The organism is Dysgonomonas termitidis, from assembly GCF_054657735.1.
Genome location: NZ_BAAHYD010000003.1, coordinates 826,634 through 851,091 on the forward strand (window position 1 = coordinate 826,634; position 24,458 = coordinate 851,091).

Here is a 24,458-nt window from a genome sequence, read left to right on the forward strand (position 1 = left end):
GATGCTTCGTTTCCCTCAGCATGACAGACCACGATACTGTTTACTGATGACTGTTTACTGTTAACTGATATATCTGTTACCTTTGTTACCTTTTGATGATATATGCTTGAAAAATAAACGATTAATAAAAAGAGGAAATATAGAGTTGAAAAAGTTTGAAATGTGTCATTAATTGCGATCAATTACTTAATTCAGCATGTTTTCCAAATAATTATTTATAAATAAGAATACAATAAACCAATGAGAAATAATACTTTTTTGATTCTATTGATAAGCTTAGTTTTTTGTCAGGCGAATATCCTGGCACAAAAGCAATTTACTCTGAAATCACCTGATAGCAAGATTGAAGTTAATATATCTATAGGTAAAACCATAGAGTATTCTGTGTTTCATCAAGGAGATCTGATGCTTGACAGATCTGCTGCCTCCATGACTTTAGGCGACGGATTTAATTATGGCGTCAATGCTGAATTGGAAAAATCATCGACACGGACAATAAATCAAACTATCGACGCCCTTATTTATAAGAAGAACAAGATTGAAGATCGTTACAATGAGCTTTCCTTAAAATTCAGGGGAGACTACAGCGTGATATTCAGGGCATATAATGATGGTATCGCTTATCGTTTTGTGTCTACGTCGAAGAAACCTTTTGTGGTTGTAAATGAACAAGCCGATTTTAATTTCCCCGGCGATACCAAGGCTTTTATCCCTTATGTGAGGGATAACCAGTCGAAGAGGGCTAAGACCGGTTATCAGAACACAACTTTTGAAATGCAGTTTTATAATTCGTTCGAAAATATATATGAACATAGTCTCTTATCTGAATGGATAAAAGGGCGTTTGGCTTTTTCACCATTGGTTATTGAAGGTATTAACGGGAAAAAGGTATGTCTCGCAGAGGCCGATTTAATGAATTATCCGGGTATGTACCTGTATAATGAGACAGGAGGTAATACCCTCTCCGGCGTATTTGCTCCTTATCCGGATGAAATTAAGCAAGGCGGCCATAATATGTTGCAGGGTGAGGTTTATTCCGTGGAACCTTATATTGCTAAATTTGAGGGGGCTACGGAATTTCCGTGGCGTGCGGTAATCATCTCATCGGAAGATTATGAGCTGGCAAATAACGATATGGTCTATAAACTTGCTAGCCCTGCCCGTGGAGATTATTCGTGGGTGAAGCCGGGGAAAGTGGCCTGGGACTGGTGGAATAGCTGGAATCTGTATGGTGTGGACTTTAAGACGGGGGTGAATAACGAAACTTACAAGTATTATATTGATTTCGCTTCAAAATCCGGTATTGAATATGTTATTCTGGATGAAGGATGGGCTGTGAACCTGCAAGCTGATCTAATGCAGGTTGTACCGGAAATAAACCTGAAAGAACTGATAGATTATGCCGGCAAGAAAAATGTAGGACTTATCTTATGGGCAGGATACTGGGCGCTCAATCGTGATATGGAGGGTATCTGTAAACATTATTCCGAAATGGGAATAAAAGGATTCAAGGTGGATTTTATGGATAGAGACGATCAGCTGATGGTGGACTTCCATCGCAAAGGGGCTCAGATTGCCGCGAAGTACAAAATGCTGATGGACTATCATGGTACATATAAACCGACCGGATTGCAACGCACTTACCCCAATGTTATCAATTTCGAGGGTGTATTCGGGCTGGAGCAGATGAAATGGGATGCAGATACCGATCAGGTAACTTATGATGTTACAATGCCGTTTATCCGTCAGGTCGCCGGCCCGGTAGACTATACCCAGGGTGCGATGCGTAACGCGACTAAGAGCAATTACAGGTCTGTGTATAGTGAAGCCATGAGTCAGGGTACGCGCTGTCGTCAACTTGCACAATATATCATATTCGAATCTCCTCTGAATATGCTTTGCGATAATCCTTCCAATTATATGCGAGAGAAAGAATGTACAGAATATATCGCCTCAGTGCCAACTATTTGGGATAACACAATCTCATTGAACGGGGAAATAGGGAAATATATAAGTATTGCCCGTAAGAAAGGAGATGTGTGGTATGTCGGCTCCATGACTAACTGGGATGCACGAAGCCTTGAACTGGATCTGTCTTTTCTGGGTGAAGGCAGGTTCAAAGGTGAAGTATTTAAGGATGGAGTGAATGCCGGTAAAGCCGCCCGCGATTACAGGAAAGAGGTTATAGATATTCCGGTAGATCGTAAATTGCCTGTTTTGATGGCTCCCGGCGGAGGATATGTTATAAAGATATATCCTGTATTTAATTGATTAATAAGTTGTTATTTATTAAAGTGTATGACGGTCTGAAGGATAGGTTTATGTAGTATTTGTCTTTTTAGGGAGCCTTTTTGATTTATTTCTCTTATTTATACCATTCATATCGCCTATATGGTTTTAAATCGAGCATGCAATATTATTCTGTAGTGAAAAGTTTGTTTTTCTTAACTAAATCATACCTAGATGTAGGTATGGTTTTATCAAAATATAATAAAAAATAGTGATTGTTAGATAAAATTAACACCTGTACATTTGTCGTCTATTATAAATAGATAAAATTTATGAAGACCCAGATTACGTTATTAATACTACTATCAATCCTCTTCTGTAATAAAATTTTAGCCCAGCAAGAGGCTATCCCTGAAAAAAGCGATACAATCGCAGCAGATACTCCTCCCGAATGGAATTACAATAAATATCGTTTTGGAGGATACGGAGAGATTCTTTTTCAGCAAATGGATTATGGTCCCGACAGGTATAAAGATCCGGCAGGAGCACCAAGCGACAAACGCTCTTATATTTCAATACCCAGAGCTGTATTTTCGTTCGAATATAAATTCAGGCCTGACATTGTATTTTCTACCGAACTTGAGATAGAATACGGAGGTACAGGTTCTGCGATGGAACTTGAATATGAAGAAGGTGGAGAATATGAAACCGAGATAGAGAAAGGCGGTGAAATAGAACTGGAACAGTTCCATATAACCAAACGGTTTAGTAATGCCTTTAATATCAGGGCCGGGCATATGATTGTCCCTATAGGCATTACGAATGCGCATCACGAACCTATATTCTTTTTCGGAACAACCAGACCGGAGGGTGAATCTACGATATTACCCTGCACATGGCATGAAACGGGGATATCGGTACTCGGTTATTTCTCCGGGTTCAGATACGAACTGATGCTTATTAACGGACTTGATCCCAATGGCTTCTCATCGGCCAATTGGATAAAAGGCGGGCGTCAAAGCATATTTGAAAGTTCTACGATGACCAATCCCGCAGTTGCCGGAAGGGTAGAATATAAAGGAATCAGGAATTTGAGATTAAGTGCATCCGGATATTATGGAAACACGGCAAAGAATGCAAGTAAACCTCAAAAGATGACCGGTATAAAAGCTCCTGTCAGCATCATTTCGGCGGATGCCCAATACCTGTCAAAGAATCTGGCTGTGAGGGGTAATTTTGTATATGGAAACCTCGGCGCGTCGAAGAGAGTATCTCAAATAAACAAAAGTGTATCGAAAAATACAGGTTTCTCCCGGACACCTGTGGCGAAAAATGCTGTAACATATTCCATTGAGGCCGGATATAATATCCTGTCGTTTTTCAAGACAAAAGAAAGATTAATGCCTTTCGTAAGATATGAATATTATAACAGTGCTGAAAATGTAGAGGAAGGTATGGCCGAAATGCCTATAAACAAACGGAATATATTCACATTTGGTGTAAACTATAACTTGTTGCCTAATATGGTTCTGAAAGCCGATTATTCGAACAGAAGGCTTGATGGAGGAAACTATAATGATGAGAATACATTCGGTTTGGCTTTGGTGTATACCGGATGGTTTTTCAAAAAATAAGAATATTGATTAATCCGAATCCTTTTAATATCAATTTTACATAATAACCAAAATAATGAAAAAATTAAGCGTTTATTTTTTACTGTTATTCTCTGCTTTATATTTCTTTTCTTCATGCGGTGAAGACAGTCCCGGAGGTGAATTTACAGATGACGGGTATGGATATGATTTTACCCAGGTGCTGAAAGTATATACAGATGATGTTATACTTCCTACGTATGCAGATATGAAAAATAAGGCCTGGGCCCTCTATGATGCGGTGCAAACATTTAACGCCAGTAACGGAAGAACACAAACAAACCTGAATGCTGTTTGTGCAGCCTGGCGTGCCACACGTATCCCTTGGGAGCAAAGTGAAAGTTGTTTATACGGACCGGCAGACAGGCTGGGTCTTGACCCTTCTTTGGATTCATGGCCTCTGAAGAAAGGAGATATAGATAAAATAATCAATTCCGGAAATATTACTATCGATAAGATTATGGACCCGGGTGTTCATGGCTTTCATACAATCGAATACCTCATATTCTCGGAAGGAAATCCTAAAGTGCTTTCCTCTACGCCTCTTTCCGATGCAGAAATCCAATATTTAGTAGTAGCAACCGAATATCTTAGAAATGACTGCATCATGTTGTGGGCTGCATGGAATGGAACTCAAAACATCAGTGCAAAGGATCAGGCTGTAATTAATACGTTTGACGAAGATCCTACCCAATACAATTTTGCTTATAATTTCAAGAATGCAATAACAAGCAGTGGTGTCGACCTTGCCACAATGGATGATGCCATTGATAATATAATTGAAGGATGTGCCGGAATCGCAGATGAAGTTGCTGCCCAGAAAATAGGAGCTCCGAGAGATTTGGCTCTGGATGGAAGAACCGACGAAGCGGTTCTAGAAGTGGAGTCATGGTATAGCTGGAACTCAATCGATGACTATGCAAACAATATTATCAGTATTCGCAACTCGTATTTCGGGGGATTGAATAAAACAACATCCAACAGAAGCCAACACAGCATGTCTGTTTTTGTAGAGTCTAAGAATGCAGCTTTAGATACAGAGATTACTGCCGCAATAGACAAAGCATATAAAGCGATAAATGAAGGGATGCAACGTCCTTTCCGCAACAATCTGACCGGAGCTAAAGTGGATGCGGCAATTGATGCTTGTACCGATTTACAATTGAGTTTCGAGAAAATTAAACAGCTGAAAGATTAATAATCTCTTTTCTCTATACTAAGTAATCAACAAATAGGAGAATCAGGGAATAACAATATTACTTAGATTCTGACAGATTTATGAAAAACTATTTATGTTAAGATATAAATTCTTAAAAGTTGGTGTCGTGATGTGTCTTTGCATCACGGCATTTACAGCTTGTAGCGACAACGACGATGATATCATTTACAAGCCCAATGGAAAAGTTGCGCATCCGGACGAATTATCGGCCGGAACATCTACCGTATTTATGTCCGGGATCAGGGCATATGATACTCCTGCGCCGTGGGTGAAGGGTGATATGCTGACCCGATTCAATCTGGGAGATCAACTTTATGATGATCCCCGGACAACAGACCAGTCCGATCCGAACAAAGGAGGGCTTGGCCCTCTCTACGCAGGTTATTCGTGCGGAAGTTGCCATAAGAATGCAGGGCGGACTTATCCCACTCTTTTTTCGGAAGGAGGTTCCGGTAAATATGGCTTCTCTTCTATGCTTGCTTATATTACACGAAAGAATGGAGCCTTTTTTCGTCAATATGGACGAGTCTTACATGATCAATCTATTGTAGGGGTTGAGCCGGAGGGTAAGCTTAAGGTAACTTATGAAGAGAAAGAGTATTCTTTTCCTGATGGGGAGAAGTACTCTCTCATCACTCCTCATTATTCTATATCGGAATGGTATGCCGATGAAATAAAACCGGAAGATCTGATTATTGATGTACGTATCCCTCTCCGGCATGTTGGCATGGGGCAGATAATGGCGCTCGATCCAGATGAATTGAGAAGGTTGGCTGCACAAAGCAACTATCCCGAATACGGAATTTCGGGACGGCTTGCCGTCATACAGGAACGTAACAAAACTATGATAGGAGTGGGCGGGAATAAAGCACATCATGCAGACCTGACCGTAGAATTAGGTTTCTCGTCCGACCTGGGAGTTACAAACGACCGCTACCCGCTCGAAGTGAGCGAAGGACAGTCTCAGAACGTTGGTTACTCACATTACGGTATCCAGATATCAACACATGATATGGAGAATGTCGATCTGTATCTGAGCACATTGGGTGTCCCCGCACGGCGGAATATTACGCATGAACTGGTGAAAAAAGGCGAAGAGAACTTCTATAAAGCCAAATGTCATCTGTGTCATACCCCTACTTTACACACCCGGCAGGATGCCCCTGTTTTGCTTAACGGGACACGCCTTCCATGGCTGTGCAACCAGACGATACATCCATACAGCGATTTTCTCTTGCATGATATGGGACGTGAGCTGGACAGCGGTTATAAATCGGGAGCGGCTTATACCTATGAGTGGCGTACAACTCCGTTGTGGGGCATTGGTTTGCAGGAAACTGTAAACGGACATACGCACTTTCTGCACGACGGGCGTGCCCGGAACCTTCTTGAGGCTATCATGTGGCACGGAGGCGAGGGTAGTGTGTCGCGGGAGTTGTTCAGTCGCATGTCGAAAGAAGACAGGGACGCTTTGCAGATATTCCTCAATTCACTTTAAACTAAATAGAAAAGAATACATTGATATGAAATTCAGATTTTTATTATTCGCAGGATTACTTCTATCCGTAAATTTATTAGCACAGGAGAGTGATAATAATGATAAATATATCGAAAGCGATGTTATCCCTCTTGCCGGAAAGAAAGGATTCAGCTTCGAAAGTAAGGCCGGGGACTTTGTTTTTAAACCCTTTGCTCTTGTACAGGCATCGGCCAAGATGAATTACTACGATGATGAGCAGATAGGTGCCGACGATCAGGATAATGTAGCCAATAGCGGCTTTGAGATAGGAAACGCATTGATCGGTTTTGCCGGAAAGGCTTTCGGAAAAGTAACGTTCAATCTTACGTTGAATGCGGCTCAGTCGGGAGATGCCTTGCTTCAGCAAGCATGGGCAGACCTCAATTTGAAAGATGAATTGCGCTTCCGTGTGGGGAAATTTAAAACTCCTTTTAATCAGGCCTATCTTGTGACATTGGGAGAAACGCTTTTCCCATCGTTACCTGTTTCGCTCACAGCTCCGGTTAATATTCCATATTCTATAAATTCAGTCAATCCTAATTTTGCGACCGGGTTCGATCTTGGCGTACAGGTACATGGCTTGATTAAGAATAAATGGGAATACAGGGTAGGGATTTTTAATGGAACAGGCATAACTGTGAATAGCGCGAAGAAGACTATCAGCGACGATCTGCACATCCCGTCACTGTTATACTCGGGGCGTATTGCCTATATGCCTAAGGGTGTGATGCCTACCCATCAGGGAAGCCCCGATGATTTGAATAATAATAAATTTTTAGTCGCGCTTTCTTCTTCTTACAATGTGGAAGCCAACTGGCAGGCAAGTAATGATTTCCGTGCAGGTCTGGAATTTTCCTATTTATATAACCGCTGGTATATTTCGGCAGAAGCCTATTATTTAAATATGGATTTTGTAGAAAGGCAGCAGGTTTCTCATTCTTACGATTTTGTCGGCGGCTATATTCAGGGAGGGTATTTTGTCAATCCGAAAATGCAATTGGCGGCGCGATATGACTTTTTTGACCGTAATTCATCCAGAACCGATGGAATCCTGAATGCTCCGGCAGTAGGGTTCAATTATTATATTGTCGGTTATAACCTGAAATTACAGGCTATGTATCAGTATCTGGGAAAATGGGGTCACGAAAACCAACTGGAGAGGGATAATGATGACTTAGGTCTTGCTCAACATTTTGCACAGGTAATGTTCCAATTTTCTTTCTGATAAATAAAATCATGGGAAAGAATAATTTGATAAAATTTTGGATATTGTTTGTCGTCTTATTGTCTGTCATTACTTCAGGTTGCGATAGTGGGGATATATATCCTAAAGATAAGACTTCGGGCGGAACGGATGTAGATGTTTCTGTCAGTTTCCAATTTACACACATCGAGGCTTTTCCTGAAAGCTATAAGATAGTGTTCGGATCTTTCAACGATGATCTGGCGTATCCAATATCATCGAAAGTAATATCTAAACCCTCAGATAATGGAGTGGTTACGGTCTCGTTGGCTAATATTCCGGAGAATACAACATATCTGGCATTATACCTCGTACAAGAACATAGTAACTATAAGATTTATCCTTTTTATACCTATCCGATAGTTAATATGCCGCAGGAAGATTTTGAAATTCCACTTCAAAATATCGATTTGGCAATGTTTGGGCGGGTGCAGAAACAGGTGTTTTCTCAATGCCTCCAGTGTCACGGGGGAAGCGGATTTGCCGCTGCGGGCCTGCATTTAACCGAAGGCAGGAGTCATGCAGATTTGGTAGATATAACGGCATTGCATAATCCTGATAAAATGCGGATAAGCCCGGGAAATATCCAGAATAGTTATCTGATGGATATATTGAAAGGCGAAGCCTTAGAGAATCAACACTCGAGTCTCTCTTCTCTTAAAGATGATGATATTGTTCTGGTCGGGCAGTGGATAAAAGGCGGGGCTAAAAGTGAATAATCATAAACAGAAATGAAATATAGAAATATAGGATGGGACGACTTGTCCGTCAATATAAATTTAAGTTGCTTCTTACCCGAAGGCGGGGTGGCAGAATATCATGCCATTATTGAGCTAAATAATAAATATAACAATGCTGAAATTCAGTACAGAGATATAGAAGCCGCGCTGGAACGTTTGCAACAGTCGGATATATTACTTGGTTCCACATTGGTATTGAAACGGTACTTTGTAAGTGATGCTGTCAATCAATCCCAATTTTTGAAACAGAAGAATGAGAACGCTGCCGTTTCTGTTGTACAACAGCCTCCTCTGAATGGAACAAAAGTATCCATGTGGGCATATTTTGTCGCTGATAGTAGAATACATACAGATGGTTATGGTACAACAGTTTTGTCGCGCCCTCATTTTAAGCATATTTATAATACCCAATTGCAGAAGTCATTGAAGGATGAGTATGCCGAGACGGAATGTATTTTCAATACATATCTGGAATCATTGTATCTGCATGGTTGCACGTTGAAGGATAATTGTATCCGCACCTGGATATATGTGCAGGGAGTAGATGTTCATTACTCAGAGATGGTAAAGGCCCGTATTGCTTGCTTCAACAGAGAAGGTCTGAATAAAGAGACTCATTATATTGCAAGTACAGGTATAGAAGGGCGGTATACAAATGCTCAGACATTGGTATTGATGGACGCTTATGCTGTTAAAGGTATTTCTCAGGAACAAATCAAATATCTCCATGCCTCTACTCACCTGAATCCTACCCACGAATACGGGGTGACTTTCGAGCGGGGAACTACGGTGGATTATGGCGATCGCAGGCATATTTTCATATCAGGCACGGCCAGTATAGATAATAAAGGCGAAATTGTACATCTTACCAATATTGAAAAACAGATAGAGCGGACAATAGAGAATATAGAAGTTCTGCTCGCTGAGGCGGATGCGGTAATGAATGATATTTCGAAAATGATTGTATATCTGCGCGATACGGCAGACTATCAGATAGTTTCTGATTATCTTGATAAATATTATAAAGAATTGCCTAAAGTAATCGTATGGGCTCCTGTCTGCCGTCCGGGATGGCTGATAGAAATAGAATGTATTGCAATCAAAGAAATAGAAGCGAATCAGTTTGAGAAATTCTGATCTTGACAGATGAAAAATAGATTGTTGGCATTATTCTCATTACAGAAGCTTCCTTTTTGGGGTGTTTTTGTCCTTTCCGTTATTATGGCTTTGGCAACCTTTGTAGAAAAGAGTCATGGTTCGGAATATACCTATTCTCATATATACGGCTCATGGTGGTTCTCCGCTTTGTGGGGATTATTAGTTATACTCAGCCTTACAGGAATTGTAAAAGGGCAGATGTACAGGAATTTGTCATTGCTATTTGTCCATATTTCTTTTATACTGATACTAGCCGGGGCTTTTTGTACAAAACTGTTTGCCGAACATGGCTATGTTATTCTCAATAAAGATACGGATTGCAGCAAAATGCAGGCTGACGCGGATACCGTTGAGCTACCTTTCCGGATGCGGCTGGATACTTTCTATGTTTCATACTATGCGGGGACGAATGCTCCGGCCGACTATATTTCGCATTTCTCCATAAAGGATAAACTGTCGGGCAAAACCACGATAGCAGAGGTGTCTATGAATAATATATTCAGTTACGATGGCTACCGCTTCTATCAGTCGTCTTTCGAAGACGATTGGCGAACAAGTATATTGAGTGTCAACCATGATAGTTGGGGAATTCCTCTGACCTATGCCGGTTATGCCTTATTCGTTTTAGCGATGATCTGGTATTTATTCTCGCCTCAGAATGCTTTCCGGAAGTTGCTGAATCATCCCCTCCTGAAAAAAGCATTGATAATCATATTATTTATTATTCCGGTTTCCTGTTTTTCTCAGATTCTTACTAAGGATAGCTTGTCAGTAAACAAAAAGCAAGTAAAGGAATTCTGTAAATTATGGATGCTGTACGATGGAAGAATAAGCCCTGTAGCAACCTTTGCCCATGATTTCACTTTGAAAATTACAGGGAAGACATCATTCAGTTATCTCGATGCAAATCAATTCCTGATGGGATTTCTCTTTTTTCCTGACAAATGGCAACAGGTAGCCTTGTTCGAGGTAAAGGATGGTATGCTGAAAGAAGAATTAAATGCCGAGACCGAAAAAGCTGCATTGATAGATTTCTATGATACGGAAGGTAACTATAAGCTAAGTAAGTATTGGAAAGATCTGAGCAGTAATTCGCCAAAAACGTCTTTGTTGAAAGAGGTGGAAAAGCTGGATGAGAAGATACAATTAATCAATATGCTTCATAACGGGAGCCTTTTACAGATATATCCGCAAAAGATTGATAATGATGTAAAGTGGTTTTACCCTACGCAAAATCTCAGAACTAAAGATGAACAGAAAAATATAAAACTGATAAGGAATTCTCTTTTGTTTTATTATCAGGCAATTTCGGTCAATAGCGAAGAGAATGCGAAGCTTGCTCTTGAAACGATAAGTGATTATCAGAAAGCGAATGCAAAGGAAGTGCTTCCATCAGACCTGCATCGTGATATAGAGATCTTTTATACCAATGTAAATTTTACCTCGATCTTGTTTAAAATAAATCTTACTCTGGGATTATTGTCACTCTTATGTGTCTTTTTTCTGGCGGATAAGAGGGTTAAGCATGCAGATAAGATATTCTTCGGTATTCTTATTCTATCTTTTATTGTGCATACCTTTTCTATTGGGATCAGAACGTATATCGGAGGAAGATTGCCGTTCAGTAACGGATTTGAAACGATGCTTCTTATTGCATGGTCAGCCATGTTGATCGCCGTTTTAGCAGGACGCAAAATGCCTTTAATAGTATCATTCGGCTACTTAATCTCGGGCTGTTCTCTTTTGGTCGCTCATTTGGGTATGATGAATCCCCGGATAACGCCATTGGTACCCGTCCTTTCCTCCCCACTGCTAAGCATTCACGTATCAGTGATTATGCTTGCCTATACACTATTGGCTTTTATTATGCTTAACAGTCTTATTTCATTGATACAGATAGCTCTATGTCGGAATAAAGATGCTGCGGATACTCTGAAGAAGTTGGAACAGAATAAAATCTACAGTCTGATCTGTCTTTATCCCAGTCTTTTATTTTTGGGCGCCGGTATTTTTATAGGCGCTGTATGGGCAAATATATCGTGGGGACGTTATTGGGGATGGGACCCGAAAGAGGTATGGGCGCTGATAACATTTCTTGTGTATAGTCTGATTATTCACCAGAAAAATCTGAAAATATTTACGAATCTGTTTTTCTTTCATGCCTTTGGCCTACTATCATTTTCTACTGTGTTGATGACTTATTTTGGTGTGAACTACTTTCTTGGGGGAATGCACAGTTATGCGGGGGAGATGCAATTCGATTCTACCATTATTCTCATTATACTGATAAGCCTGTTAGTAATGGGATTGTTATACGTTTCTTATAAAAAGTATAAAAAGATGGGAGATGCTGAATTTGAAATATAGCCGGATTATATTAAAACTTCCCCAGAAAGTTCTCATCTCTGTTTTGCAAATTGAACGAGTATAATATGGGTGCGTTGTACACCTGAGATTTTTTTCTTTCTTCTAATTGAAATACATAGCCTTCAGCGAGAATTTTTCTTTGAAAATTGCGTCGGTCGAGTGTTTTACCAAGGATATTTTCATATATCTTACGTAATTCGGTCATGGTAAATTTTTCCGGAAGCAATTCATATCCTATTGGTATTACAGGTAACATTGTACGGATTGTATCAAGAGCTGTTTTTATTATATTATTATGGTCTGAATACAGATTGGGAAGGATATTGATATCATACCACTTGGATAATTCACCCTCTACGGAGGTTAACTTTACCTCATCATATTTAACAAGAGCATAAAAACCCAGAGAGATAAATCTTCTTAAAAGCCATTGCCCTTCACCTTTTGTCGTTTCATTCCTTTCTACAAAATCTATATTTTGCTTCATTATCGTCCTTTTGGGATCACTGAAAAGATAAAATTGTTTTAAAAATATATTGGTTAATCCGGTCCGCGTTTTTAGTATCCTGTATGCAGCTTCATCTGCGGCTTCACTATTGAGCATAAATCCTCCGGGCAGAGACCAGTAATCTTCAAGGTTGAATTTATTCAACAATACCTTTAGCTTTCCTTTGTGAAAACTGATAATGACACAATCGACAGAAAATCCCGGATGGATATTCTCCGCATTATATGGCCATAATTTGTTTGTACTCATCTTCTGTTGGAACTTATATTGCTCGATCTTATAAGTACAAAGGTAATAATTAAAATATATTCAAAGTGCGTCAATGGGACACATAAAATATGTTGTAAAACATTTATGCGTTATTTTGACGCACTTTTTGATTCAAAATCCAAATATTAAAAATATATTTGCGTCATAATAACGCACTTTTAGCGATAAAATAAGAAATCATGAGAAACACACTATTATTAATTGGAGCTATACTGATTACCTTATATAGCCAATCTCAAGAAAAGTTTATTACTGTAGAAAATAGCAATGGAGCTACACTGGCTTATTCTCCAAACTCCGGAGTGAAGATAATTACAGTCGGTGGACTTAAGTTTAAAGACCTGAATAAGAATGGTAAACTTGATAAATATGAAGACTGGCGCCTGCCTGTAGATCAAAGAGCTGGAGATTTAGCTCAAAAGATGACTATAGAGCAAATTGCAGGCCTTATGCTTTATAGCATACATCAAACCATCCCTGCACAGGATTTCGGTTTTGGTTCAAGTACATATGATGGTAAACCTTTTTCTAAAAGTGGGGCTAATCCATGGGATCTGACAGATGCTCAGAAGCAATTTCTGAAAGAAGACAATCTTCGGCATGTATTAGTAATGACTATACAAAGTCCGGAAATCGCGGCGAAATGGAATAATGAAATGCAGGCGTTTCTGGAAGGTATAGATTTTGGAATACCAGGGAATACCAGTTCTGACCCGCGTCATGCAACAACAAGTGATGCAGAATTCAATGCCGGTGGCGGTACAATATCTATGTGGCCCCGGGAATTGGGTTTAGCAGCTACATTTGATCCGGATTTAGTAAGGCGGTTTGGAGAAATAGCTTCTGCCGAATATCGGGCGCTGGGCATTGGTACGGCTTTATCACCACAGATAGATTTAGCTACAGAACCCCGCTGGTTTCGTATGGGGATGACCTTTGGAGAGGGTGCAAAACTGGTTACGGATCTGGCCCGGGCTTATGTAGATGGTTTTCAGGATTCTGCCGGTAAAGATGAAATAGCTGATGGATGGGGGTATAAAAGTGTAAACGCAATGGTCAAACACTGGCCGGGTGGAGGTCCTGAGGAAGGTGGACGCGATGGACACTGGGCTTTTGGTAAGTTTGCTGTGTACCCGGGTAATAATTTTGAAGAGCATTTGAAACCCTTCACAGAAGGGGCGTTCAATCTCGATGGGAAGACCCGGACGGCCTCTGCAGTAATGCCTTATTATACAATATCGTATAATCAGTCTAAAGATGGTTCTAATTATGCAAACGGTTTTAATAAATATATAGTGACAGACTTGCTGCGTGAGAAGTATGGGTATGATGGAGTTGTTTGTACCGATTGGTTGATTACAGCTAATGAAGGGGAAACTCCCGATGTATTTGCCGGTAAACCATGGGGCGTAGAAGATAAATCTATTGCGGAAAGGCATTATTTAGCAATCAAAGCCGGAGTAGATCAATTCGGAGGGAATAACGAAAAGGGCCCGGTTCTTGAAGCCTATAAAATGGGAGAGAAAGAATTTGGTAAGTCGTATATGAGAAAACGATTTGAACAATCAGCTGTTCGTTTGCTTAAAAATATATTTCGTCTCGGACTGTTTGAAAATCCATATCTGAATCCACAGGAAAGCTCAGAAATTGTTGGTAATCCTGAATTTATGGAAGCAGGATACGAAGCTCAATTGAAATCATCGGTTTTATTAAAAAATAAAAATAATGTCCTTCCTATTATAGATCGTAAAACAGTGTTCATACCAAAAGTATATACCCCTTCTGCTAAGAACTGGTGGGGAATATGGACTGAATCAAAACTAGATTATCCTGTAAACCTAAATATTGTGAAGAAATATTACAATGTAACTGCAAATCCGGCAGAAGCGGATTTTGCCATGGTCTTTGTGAGTAATCCAAAGAGCGAGCATGGGGGGTATTCTTTGACCGATCGCAAAGCCAGAGGGAATGGTTATATTCCAATTTCGCTTCAATACGATCCATATACAGCAACAGAAGCCAGAGAACATAGTATTGCAGCAGGTGATCCTGTTATAGATCCTGATATTAAGAATCGTTCTTATAATGGAAAATCAACAAGAACGAGTAACTCTAATGATTTGGATGTTTTGCTCAAGACTAGGGAGATGATGGTAGACAAACCTGTGATTGCAATCGTAGATGTGTCTAATCCGATGATATTTAATGAATTTGAAAAATATATGGATGGTATAATTGTAAATTTCGGGAGCTCCGCTCAATCAATACTGGATATTGTTTCCGGAAAATATGAACCGTCAGGACTACTTCCTGTACAGATGCCGGCTAATATGTCAACTGTAGAAAAACAATATGAGGACGTTCCGTATGATATGGAATGTCACAAAGATACTGAGGGTAATGTATATGACTTTGCTTTTGGTATGAACTGGAAAGGTATGATAAAAGATAATCGCACAAGTAAGTACGCTAAACCTTAAATTCAGAAGAAAACCTTTTTAACCCTATTTAATACTTTAAACAATGAAGAAAAGAACTTATTCTCGAGCTTTACTACTAGCTCTGGTTTCTACAATGGGAGTCTCTGCTGCTATATCGCAAACTAAGACACCGGCGGATACTATAAAAGTAGCAGATCCTAAAGCGGGAGGGACAGCCAATGTGATGCTGAATGCTTCGGCGGATAACGGACCACGCGCTGTAAATATTGGATTGCCTGCCAGTGTCGGTGGAACTGTTATTTTAGAAAATGGATTACCTGTGACATATGACTATATGGGGCAGATGCCTACCGCCCTGTGGCGACAAGATGCCGGAATTGCAAAATTCGGCGTGCTAAATGTTTCCGAAACAGCTTTGTTTGCGAGTGATGTCGGCGTATCTGTCAGTACCTGGACAAATAGAGGTACTGAAAAATTTAAAGGTTCTGCCGGTTTTACAACTAACTCATTCGGATTGTTAAGAGGTGATGTTGGTATCAGCGGGCCAATGAAGAATGGCTTTTATTATTCTCTCACAGCATTTATAAATATGGACCCTGGAACTTTTCGCTCCAATATATCTACATTCATGGATAAAACTCAGATATATAAAGGGGTCATTAACAAGAAATATGGCAGAGGACAAATAGGGTTGCAATATAAATTTGCATATAGTGAAGCTATAAATACTAAAAATAGTCCGTACATATATCGTAAGGATGGAACAGTGGATAAAATTTCCGGATTCAGGATAGGTCGGGATTCATACTTAGAACAATCTGGTATATTGAATGTGATAGATCCAATAACAGGAGAAGCAAAAGCATGGGATGCTATGAAAGATCTGGCTAGTACTTCTCATGTTATAGACCTGATGGGGGATCATAAATTTGATAACAATATGGTACTGGACTATACATTACGTTATCATTATGCAAACTCCGGTATGTACAACCCATACCTGTCCAATATCAGTAATGCAGAGCAACCAAGTGCGACACCTAAAGAAGGGGATAAAAGATATTTTTATGCAGATCATCCGGATCAACCTTATACTGGTCTTGTACAAAACGGTATGATGATCGCTGCCCCAAGTACTGTGAAGAATACGGTAATGGCTCGTCTCGAATTAAGCAAGAAATCGGAAAAGCATCATTGGATGGTAGGGTTTCACAACTGGTATTATAATGCAGACAAAGTGAATATGGCCACATATAGTTATCAGTTTGAAGCTGCTCCAAATCCAAGAGCATTGGTTTATGAACAATTCGATGGAACAAACTGGGTATCTAAAACAGATCAGCATGGCAACAGGAATCATAATGTTGCTATGCAATATTACAATGGGACAGATAATAAAATGGCGGTTGTGGGTACAGAGAAATGGACTGTTAATGACCGGCTTACCATCGATATGGGCACACGACTGGAATGGCAAAGAATAGATGGAGACTGGTATTCGGCCGAAGACCGGAAGGCCGGGGGAACAAACTGGGTATCAGGAAAAACGACAGATGTAAAGAAAGATTGGTTCAATATCACAGGTACGGCTAGTGCTACATGGAAGGCGCTCCCGAATTTAGGCACACCGGAAAAACCGGTGAACTTAGGTTTCCTTGCGGATGTTATGTATATTCAGCAGGCGGGAAAACTCAGTATGTATGCCGGAGCGGACGATCCGGGTATCGAAAAATGTGAAATCCCTGGTTTCTCGGCAGGTGTCTATTTTAATCATCCAATGATTAATATAGTATCTAAAATGACAAAGATCAAGCGTACAAACTTTAAAAATAACTCTACATTCAACAAAGTCATAGCCGGTGAAACCATAACTGAAAAACAAACGATCAGTTACGATGTAAATACTATCGGATGGACTACCGACATTTTGTTCAAGCCTTTCAAAGGATTCCAGCTGCATGCTTTATTAACGCTTCAGAATCCTAAATATGAAAATTATGAATTTGAAGTGTTCGGGGAAAAGTTCAGTAACAATGGGAATGTAGCACGCAGCGTATCGAAAACTCTGATCGAAATCGATCCCAGTTACTCTTGGGGTAAATTCAGGTTATGGGCAAGTGCCCGGTATTTTAGTAAAGAATATGCAAACTATCCTAATACATTAGTATTTGCCGAGCGTTGGGAAACATTTGCAGGATTGAACTTCAAATATGACAAAAACGTGGACTTTTCCATTAGTGCTGTAAACTTGTTGAACCAAAGTGGTGCTCAAGGCTCTATTTCAGGAACAAATACAACAACTGCGGAACAGGCGACAGCTCTTTATGATAAACCCCTGGTGGGCACATATATTCGTCCGTTTACTATCGAGTTTAAGACAAAGATTAAATTCTGATCATCCTTAAATAGCATATTATGAGAAAGATAATACTAAAAATATTAATGCTTTTGTCTGCTGGTATTCTTATTCCTTCATATGCGTTAGCTCAGGAAGGAAAAACATTTAAACTAATCAGTTATAATGTTTACTGGGGTATGAGGCAGGATAGTACAGAGAATAAATCCCGGTTCGCAAAATGGATAAAACAGCAGGACCCGGATATTCTGGCGTTACAGGAAATGAACGGGTTTACACAACAAAATCCTGAATTTGCTCCTAAAGGGTCCAATCCTGATAATTTGCAGAAATTTGCAGAAAGTTATGGTCATCCTTATGTATTTATAGTAAGGGAACCGGCTCCGGATGGATCAGTCAGTTTTCCGGTCGCTATTACTTCCAAATATCCGATTGTGAATGTAACCCGTGTTGTAGAAAATGCTTCTCATGGATTCCTCACTGCCGAAATCGAAGGACATCATTTTGTAGTGACACACTTTCATCCTTTTTCATCGGAGAAGAGAGGTTATGAAGTTGACCAGATACTGGCAACTGTAAAATCGAAACCTGCTGATTGGAAATGGTTGTTTATGGGTGACCTGAATTCAGTGTCCCCACTGGATAAGAGCGGATATGACAATAACTTATTGCGCGATTTTATCAGGGAAGACAGAAAGAAAAGACCACATAATAAAAATCTGGGGAAGGATGATGAGTTGGATTATACAATACAACAGAAGATATTGGATTTCGGATTTATTGATGCATTCAAAGTATCTCATCCGCAATTTGTGCCATCTGCCCCAACTAAATTATTCTATGATCAGTCGACGTTCCCTCTTCGCTACGACTATCTCTATGTGAGTGCTAATATGAAGAATGATATTGTAAAGTGTGATATCATAAAAGATGATTTTACTGATATTTATTCTGATCATTATCCTGTGTTGCTAATATTTAAGAAATAGGAAAGACTTTTTCAGACCTTATAGCTGCAATGCGGCAATACACAAAACAATTCTATAAAAATGAAGGAGTGTCAAAAGGGGAACAGCACTATCAATGTGCTACCCTCTTTGTCATCCTGAGAAACGAGATGTTTGCCTCGCCTTCGCTTCGGCGATTTGCAATTCACTCCGTTCAACATGACAAAAAGAAAGTGAAAAATACTTTTGACACACCCTCATATTAAAAACCGGAGAATTATTAAGAAAATAAAAATACATATTATGAAAAAATGTAAATTATTTCTATTAGTTGTCTTATTAGGCATTATGCCATTCTCTTTTGCACAAAAAGGAGGAACGAAAGATAATACAGTTACGTTCTATTTTACCCGTCATGGTAAAACGATATTGAATACAATGGACCGTGTGCAGGGTTGGGCCGATACTCCCCTTACTCCGGCAGGGGTAGAAGTTGCTGAATATTTAGGTGCAGGTCTGAAAGAAGAAAACATTCAGTTCAAAGCCGCATATTCCAGCGACTTGGGGCGCGCCCGTCAAACAGCCCGTATAGTATTGGATGCTAAAGGCCAGAAAGATATGGTAGTGACTGAAGTACCGGGAGTACGCGAAACTAACTTTGGCAGTTACGAAGGCGAATTCAATCCTAAAATGTGGAATGACGCAGCTCTGTACTTACACTACAAGTCTTACAAAGAAATGATGGCTGCTATGGAGAAAAATCCGGCATTACTAAAAGATATGGTGGATTCATTCAAAGCGTTGGAAACACTGGGAATAGGAGAGGACTACAATGAGGTAAAAGCCCGGGGGCAAAAAGCTATCCGCGAAATAGCGGAAAAAGAGGCTGCAAATGGTGGCGGAAATATTCTGCTTGTAGGTCATGGTATGTCTATTGGAATCTTTCTTTCAGATCTTGATAGCTATGGAAAGAAACCGGATGCCGGACATATGGGGAATGCAGCTGTATGTAAAGTAACTTACAAATATGGTAAATTTAAATTGGAGTCATTTGGTGATATGAGCTATATAGAAAAGGGTAAATTGGTTTCAGGGAAATAATTAAACGCAAGAAAATGTTGGGATATGTGTTAGATGCATTATCCCAACATTTTTTTAATGAATTTGAGATGAAAGATTATACCACTTCATTTGGTATTCCTGGATATAAATAAACCCGGCTGATAGCCGGGTTTATTGCTTTGTGATGCATAAATCGACAAGGTGTAGCTTTGAGATGCTGAATTATCAATGGATTAATCAGGATTTATGCATCTTTCTGAGTGTTGTTAAAAGAAGAGTTTAGCATTACCGGAAACCTCAAACTGATTCCATTTTGCACCAGGTTCCGTATACTGTTTTTCCATGTTAATAAAAAGATATTATTGAATGTTCTTAAGTTCTTTTTCAATAAAATCTTCAATTACTTTTTCTTGACTGATTGAAATGAATTGACGATGTAATAAGTTTTGAATTGAGTTTGCTGTTCAATGCAATAATTTCAAAAAATCCCAGACGTTATCAGCTGTGGACGCTTTTTCCTTTTTAAAGTATTCTTTCGAAACGATTTCAGCATATGTTTTTGCACTGGCTTCGGCCATATAAGACTGTGTCCCCGATGCAGAGAGCATTTTAGAGAGTTCTTCCATTTCTTCAGTACGACGTTTTATATGTTTGGAGTATGAGGGGATAAGCCTTCCCAGTTCAGACATAATTCCAGGTAATTTTGTATTTACTTCTCCGAAGAGAGTATCGAAAAGCCCGTAATGATTGGCAGCCAATGCCATTTCGAAAATAGATGCGGTAATTATTTTATTAAAGCCGGTGAAGCACATTTTCATTTGTGTCGCTTTCACCACCTGATCTCCCAGATAGGTTTCCTGTATGGACCCCTTTAATATTACAGAAAGAAGTTCCGACCTAACTCCGCTTGTATAAATATGCCCGGTTTCCTGTATCCGTTGAGATTCTCCGATGATACATGCATTTGTAAAAGGGATTTGCGCCAAGTCCATTTTGGCTGCAATGACTTGGGCTGTTTCTAGCGATTTGGCATTCATGTCGATAAATGGCGTCTTTATTCCCGTTTCCATAACTGCCCGGATATGTTGTTCTACCACGGGTATGACGGCATGAGGTGGTACAATTGAAAGAACAGCATCGGCCAAGGATATCAATTCGGGCAAAGATTCTATATTTCGGAGATGGTATTTTTCAGCATTATATATGGTCTGCTCACTGCGCCCTTCAAGGTAAGTAACCACATGGTATCCATGTTCGATTAGGCAGCTTGCTATAGCAGATCCCATCTCTCCCGGATATAAGATTGCAATTGTTTTCATTTCTTTTATACTTTTTCAGATTTATAATTATCACCGGAATATCCCGGCTTTTTCAAAAAGACAAATAAGATAACGGTAGCAACGGAAAGGAACATGTATAGGATAAAGCCGTTTTTGTAACTTCCCGTAATGTCCTGTATTACTGACGCGGACAACGGCCCTCCCAAAGCTGCAAACAACAATAAAGGATTGGTAATACCGCTTATGGCACCCTGAAACTTGCTCCCGTAGTATTTGGCTAGAATGATCGGCATAAGAGCGATAATACCGCCGCTGCTTAACCCGCTAATGATAGAATAAGCTAAATATAAAGCTGTCTTATTTGCTCCGTAAACAAAGATGATCAAGGCTGAAGTTTGAAACAAGCTCAGAAGAGCAGCCAGCATATTGGGCGAAATACGATCCGAAAACCATCCTGCGCCTATTTTCCCAATAATTGCCATGATGCCGTATACGACTACAATGCCCGCAGCATCTGTAATTTCATATCCCATTTCCAAAGAGAACGGGATTCGGTTAAGTAATGCTCCTTTCATAACAAAATCTGCAAGATTCCATGCAATTATAAGTAGCCAGAACACAGGTGTTTTCAAAGTCTCTTTAACTGTAAAAGAGATTTCCGGAGATTTTTTTTGTAGTGGTAGAGGAGCCGAAGAAGTTAGCTTATCTGTACTCCCCTTTTCCGTTTTTGAATTTTTCCTTAAGATAAAATAGACGAAAGGAGAGATAATAATCGGTAGCCATCCGATAAGAAACCAGGTCGAACGCCAGTTATCCGTGCTGTTCATCAATAACACAACTACCGGAGCAAGGATGGCTGCTCCCAGATTTGCCCCTGAAGATACGATACCCATCATTGTCCCGCGATTTTCATGAAACCATTTAGATATGAATGGCATAACCAGAGAGTTACCTATACATGCTTGCGAGATGCCTCCCAAAAGTCCTATCATTAAAGTCAGTTGCCACAATTGTTGAACATAGGCCATCAATACAAGCATGACGCCGTTTGCAACCAAGCCGGTGGTCAGGATGTTTCTTGCGCCGAAAACATCCAGCCTTTTCCCTATATACGGAGCTAGAACTGCTGCGACTATTAACTGGAATGTCAGGCTGAAAGTAATACCAGTCGTGCTCCATTTCATTTCATTTTGCATAGGTTCTATGATGAATCCTAATGTTTGCATACCGACTCCGGCGCGTACGGCCAGCATCACAAAACTTGTCAGAACGACATAATAACCGAAATAGACTCTTGTTAATAACTTTTTCATTTAAAATATTAGTTTGTATATATAGCGTTTATGTAAACACCATATATAGTTTACAGATATACCTAATTCAAAATATAAATTGTATATACGCACAATGCTGATTAAACAGGTTGATTAGGTGAATGTGCGCCATTCGCAAAACTGAAGTATTCTGAAACAATTATTCATGCAAAACTTCTCAAGAAGGAAGGCTTTTATTCTATTCTACATTTTCTCTAATCTTCGCAGAAGTTCTTCTTTGAAACTTCTTCCTATAGGTAATTTTTTTCCGGCAATATGAAGAAAATTCTTATCAATTAGCTCCAGATGTTTGACTGATACAATATATGACTTATGTATTCTTATAAATTTATTCACAGGTAGTCTTTCCTCTAAACCTTTCAATGATGCAAGAACCATAATTTTCTCTTTGACAGTATGAAGAGTAACATACTCCATTTGACCTTCTATATACAACAGGTCTGTATAATTTATCTTATAATACTTATGTCCGCTTTTCATAGCTATACTATTGTCTTCTATCTCTTCAGCTCGTGCAGAAGTTTGAGCAACCTGATATGTATTATGAATTCTATTCCTTTTCTCGATCACTTTATTTATCGCCTGCAAAAAACGTGGAAAAGCAATAGGTTTTAATAGATAGTCGACTACATCCAGTTCGTAGCTTTCAACTGCGTATTCCGAATATGCAGTCGTAAATATAATTGATGGAGGATTCTTTAAACTCCGGGCAAACTCCAATCCTGAGATTTCAGGCATCTGAATGTCTAATAATAAAATATCTATCTTTTCTTCCTTGAATATATTCATCGCTTCGAATATATTTAAACTTATTCCTGCTATCTCAAGAAAAGGTAACTTCGATATATATTCCGATAACAGTTTCCGGGCGTGAAACTCATCATCTACAAGAAGGACTTTTAATATCTCGGCCATAATCAATTTTATTTTATAAACGGATTAACAATTCGACTTTAAAATGATCAGTACAATCCAAAATATCTATGGAATAACTATCTCCATAATAAAGAAATAAACGCCTTTTTACATTTTTAATTCCTATTCCCATTCTTTTTGCTGATATATTATTTTTAAGAACAGGCTGGTTGTTTTTCGATGTAAACCGGATTTGTTTATTATCTGCTTCCAGATCGATGTACACATAGCTTTTGGGATCGACTTCGAGAGGTGCATACTTGAAACAGTTTTCCACTAAGGGCTGGAAAAGCATAGGAGGAACAGAAATACTGGCATTATCTTTTACATTGTAAGTAAAAACGATATTCTTATCGTTCTCAAACCTCAACTTCTGAAAGTCAATGTAGTTTCCTATATATTCAATTTCTTTAGCCAATGGAGTAAATTCCGTTTCACAATCATCCATCACATAACGCATCATCTGTGCTAATTTTAATACGTAGCCCGATGTATATTCATCTTTAAAATAAACCATGGAATAGATATTATTCAGGGCATTGAAAATAAAATGAGAGTTGATTTGAGACTTAAGTACCCTCATTTCCAACATCCTTTTTTCTAAAAGAAACTTTTCTTTTTGTTTCTTGTCTTCTACCGTTTTTTTAGAGAAGAAAATTATGTTTGATATGGCAAATGTCAGGATAGATAATGCCAGAAATTTTGCCAAAGCAAAAATAAAATGAGATCCATCTTTGGATTCCACTTCAAAATATTGAAATGTATAGATTTCTAATAAGCTACAAATGTAAGCTAATGATACAAGTAGAATAAATGAAAAAATAATGTATTTTTCTTTTTTTCCTTTTATCAATAATACGGGAACAAGTATCCTCTGTGTCATTAAATATATTATCAACAGGCTTACTATTGTTATAAAAGTTATTATTAGAGCTAATACTACCCCTGCCCATAACATATGTATTAATGACATGACAAATACGGCTGTCCAAACAATTATTAATTGAAGTTCTTTTGAAGATCGTATATGGTTTAATATCCTATTCATAAATCAATATAAAGTTATAAGACTCAGTATAAAGGTAATAGCGATAATGATAAAGAAACAAATATATTCAATCAATAACCTGATAATACCTATTAAAGTACTGAAACCTTTCACAAATGGAAATATGACCAGATTTTATCTATAAAACTATATAATTGAATCTTTATAAG

The 24,458-nt window shown here is 39.0% G+C and carries 17 protein-coding genes; 12 read left to right on the forward strand and 5 right to left on the reverse strand.

Annotated features, from left to right (window positions below; all coding sequences use genetic code 11):
• The first annotated feature begins 240 nt into the window (after window positions 1–240).
• From ACYQ3L_RS24550 to ACYQ3L_RS24585, 8 genes are all read left to right on the forward strand, one after another.
• Entirely contained in the window at window positions 241–2,271 is a 2,031-nt protein-coding gene (locus tag ACYQ3L_RS24550) for a retaining alpha-galactosidase (protein ID WP_379993628.1), read from the forward strand.
• Window positions 2,272–2,561: 290 nt separating this feature from the next.
• Window positions 2,562–3,863 carry a hypothetical protein gene (locus tag ACYQ3L_RS24555; RefSeq protein WP_379993627.1) on the forward strand — a complete coding sequence of 434 codons (1,302 nt, stop codon included), beginning with the start codon at window positions 2,562–2,564 and terminating at the stop codon, window positions 3,861–3,863.
• A 55-nt stretch (window positions 3,864–3,918) separates the two neighbouring features.
• Window positions 3,919–5,079, forward strand: coding sequence for an imelysin family protein (locus ACYQ3L_RS24560; protein ID WP_379993626.1), 1,161 nt, complete (start codon window positions 3,919–3,921; stop codon window positions 5,077–5,079).
• 130 nt (window positions 5,080–5,209) lie between these two features.
• Window positions 5,210–6,598 carry a di-heme oxidoredictase family protein gene (locus tag ACYQ3L_RS24565; RefSeq protein WP_379993686.1) on the forward strand — a complete coding sequence of 463 codons (1,389 nt, stop codon included), beginning with the start codon at window positions 5,210–5,212 and terminating at the stop codon, window positions 6,596–6,598.
• A gap of 25 nt (window positions 6,599–6,623) precedes the next feature.
• On the forward strand, window positions 6,624–7,844 hold the full coding sequence (locus ACYQ3L_RS24570) for a porin (protein WP_006799955.1): 1,221 nt from the start codon (window positions 6,624–6,626) through the stop codon (window positions 7,842–7,844).
• 11 nt (window positions 7,845–7,855) lie between these two features.
• Window positions 7,856–8,581: a hypothetical protein gene (locus tag ACYQ3L_RS24575; RefSeq protein ID WP_379993625.1), complete on the forward strand. Its 726-nt coding sequence runs from the start codon at window positions 7,856–7,858 to the stop codon at window positions 8,579–8,581.
• Between the two features lie 12 nt (window positions 8,582–8,593).
• Window positions 8,594–9,739, forward strand: coding sequence for a Rid family hydrolase (locus ACYQ3L_RS24580; RefSeq protein ID WP_379993624.1), 1,146 nt, complete (start codon window positions 8,594–8,596; stop codon window positions 9,737–9,739).
• Window positions 9,740–9,748: 9 nt separating this feature from the next.
• A complete protein-coding gene (locus ACYQ3L_RS24585) occupies window positions 9,749–12,127 on the forward strand; it encodes a cytochrome c biogenesis protein CcsA (RefSeq protein WP_379993623.1) in 2,379 nt (792 codons plus the stop codon).
• A 10-nt stretch (window positions 12,128–12,137) separates the two neighbouring features.
• Here the strand turns inward: ACYQ3L_RS24585 and ACYQ3L_RS24590 are convergent, their stop codons facing one another.
• On the reverse strand, window positions 12,138–12,884 hold the full coding sequence (locus ACYQ3L_RS24590; protein ID WP_379993622.1) for an NUDIX hydrolase: 747 nt from the start codon (window positions 12,882–12,884) through the stop codon (window positions 12,138–12,140).
• A 200-nt stretch (window positions 12,885–13,084) separates the two neighbouring features.
• On the opposite strand from ACYQ3L_RS24590, the gene ACYQ3L_RS24595 reads away from it, so the two are divergent.
• The 4 genes from ACYQ3L_RS24595 to ACYQ3L_RS24610 all read left to right on the forward strand — a co-directional run bounded on the left by ACYQ3L_RS24595 (window position 13,085) and on the right by ACYQ3L_RS24610 (window position 19,750).
• Window positions 13,085–15,385 carry a glycoside hydrolase family 3 protein gene (locus ACYQ3L_RS24595; RefSeq protein ID WP_379993621.1) on the forward strand — a complete coding sequence of 767 codons (2,301 nt, stop codon included), beginning with the start codon at window positions 13,085–13,087 and terminating at the stop codon, window positions 15,383–15,385.
• 43 nt (window positions 15,386–15,428) lie between these two features.
• Entirely contained in the window at window positions 15,429–17,741 is a 2,313-nt protein-coding gene (locus ACYQ3L_RS24600; protein WP_379993620.1) for a TonB-dependent receptor, read from the forward strand.
• A 20-nt stretch (window positions 17,742–17,761) separates the two neighbouring features.
• Window positions 17,762–18,691: an endonuclease/exonuclease/phosphatase family protein gene (locus tag ACYQ3L_RS24605; protein ID WP_379993619.1), complete on the forward strand. Its 930-nt coding sequence runs from the start codon at window positions 17,762–17,764 to the stop codon at window positions 18,689–18,691.
• 261 nt (window positions 18,692–18,952) lie between these two features.
• Entirely contained in the window at window positions 18,953–19,750 is a 798-nt protein-coding gene (locus ACYQ3L_RS24610; RefSeq protein ID WP_379993618.1) for a histidine phosphatase family protein, read from the forward strand.
• A 425-nt stretch (window positions 19,751–20,175) separates the two neighbouring features.
• Here ACYQ3L_RS24610 and ACYQ3L_RS24615 read toward each other — a convergent pair whose 3' ends face one another.
• From ACYQ3L_RS24615 to ACYQ3L_RS24630, 4 genes are all read right to left on the reverse strand, one after another.
• Window positions 20,176–21,030: a DUF1932 domain-containing protein gene (locus tag ACYQ3L_RS24615; protein WP_379993617.1), complete on the reverse strand. Its 855-nt coding sequence runs from the start codon at window positions 21,028–21,030 to the stop codon at window positions 20,176–20,178.
• Between the two features lie 5 nt (window positions 21,031–21,035).
• On the reverse strand, window positions 21,036–22,304 hold the full coding sequence (locus ACYQ3L_RS24620; protein ID WP_379993616.1) for an MFS transporter: 1,269 nt from the start codon (window positions 22,302–22,304) through the stop codon (window positions 21,036–21,038).
• Window positions 22,305–22,508: 204 nt separating this feature from the next.
• Window positions 22,509–23,240 (reverse strand): LytR/AlgR family response regulator transcription factor, encoded by a 732-nt coding sequence (locus ACYQ3L_RS24625; RefSeq protein ID WP_379993615.1) that lies wholly within the window; start codon window positions 23,238–23,240, stop codon window positions 22,509–22,511.
• A 13-nt stretch (window positions 23,241–23,253) separates the two neighbouring features.
• A complete protein-coding gene (locus ACYQ3L_RS24630) occupies window positions 23,254–24,123 on the reverse strand; it encodes a sensor histidine kinase (protein ID WP_379993614.1) in 870 nt (289 codons plus the stop codon).
• Between the last annotated feature and the right edge of the window lie 335 nt (window positions 24,124–24,458).

Coding starts and splice junctions, on each gene's coding strand:
- ACYQ3L_RS24550 (WP_379993628.1), top strand. CDS start 241: ATGAGAAATAATACTTTTTTGATTCTATTGATAAGCTTAGTTTTTTGT.
- ACYQ3L_RS24555 (WP_379993627.1), top strand. CDS start 2,562: ATGAAGACCCAGATTACGTTATTAATACTACTATCAATCCTCTTCTGT.
- ACYQ3L_RS24560 (WP_379993626.1), top strand. CDS start 3,919: ATGAAAAAATTAAGCGTTTATTTTTTACTGTTATTCTCTGCTTTATAT.
- ACYQ3L_RS24565 (WP_379993686.1), top strand. CDS start 5,210: ATGTGTCTTTGCATCACGGCATTTACAGCTTGTAGCGACAACGACGAT.
- ACYQ3L_RS24570 (WP_006799955.1), top strand. CDS start 6,624: ATGAAATTCAGATTTTTATTATTCGCAGGATTACTTCTATCCGTAAAT.
- ACYQ3L_RS24575 (WP_379993625.1), top strand. CDS start 7,856: ATGGGAAAGAATAATTTGATAAAATTTTGGATATTGTTTGTCGTCTTA.
- ACYQ3L_RS24580 (WP_379993624.1), top strand. CDS start 8,594: ATGAAATATAGAAATATAGGATGGGACGACTTGTCCGTCAATATAAAT.
- ACYQ3L_RS24585 (WP_379993623.1), top strand. CDS start 9,749: ATGAAAAATAGATTGTTGGCATTATTCTCATTACAGAAGCTTCCTTTT.
- ACYQ3L_RS24590 (WP_379993622.1), bottom strand. CDS start 12,884: ATGAGTACAAACAAATTATGGCCATATAATGCGGAGAATATCCATCCG.
- ACYQ3L_RS24595 (WP_379993621.1), top strand. CDS start 13,085: ATGAGAAACACACTATTATTAATTGGAGCTATACTGATTACCTTATAT.
- ACYQ3L_RS24600 (WP_379993620.1), top strand. CDS start 15,429: ATGAAGAAAAGAACTTATTCTCGAGCTTTACTACTAGCTCTGGTTTCT.
- ACYQ3L_RS24605 (WP_379993619.1), top strand. CDS start 17,762: ATGAGAAAGATAATACTAAAAATATTAATGCTTTTGTCTGCTGGTATT.
- ACYQ3L_RS24610 (WP_379993618.1), top strand. CDS start 18,953: ATGAAAAAATGTAAATTATTTCTATTAGTTGTCTTATTAGGCATTATG.
- ACYQ3L_RS24615 (WP_379993617.1), bottom strand. CDS start 21,030: ATGAAAACAATTGCAATCTTATATCCGGGAGAGATGGGATCTGCTATA.
- ACYQ3L_RS24620 (WP_379993616.1), bottom strand. CDS start 22,304: ATGAAAAAGTTATTAACAAGAGTCTATTTCGGTTATTATGTCGTTCTG.
- ACYQ3L_RS24625 (WP_379993615.1), bottom strand. CDS start 23,240: ATGGCCGAGATATTAAAAGTCCTTCTTGTAGATGATGAGTTTCACGCC.
- ACYQ3L_RS24630 (WP_379993614.1), bottom strand. CDS start 24,123: ATGACACAGAGGATACTTGTTCCCGTATTATTGATAAAAGGAAAAAAA.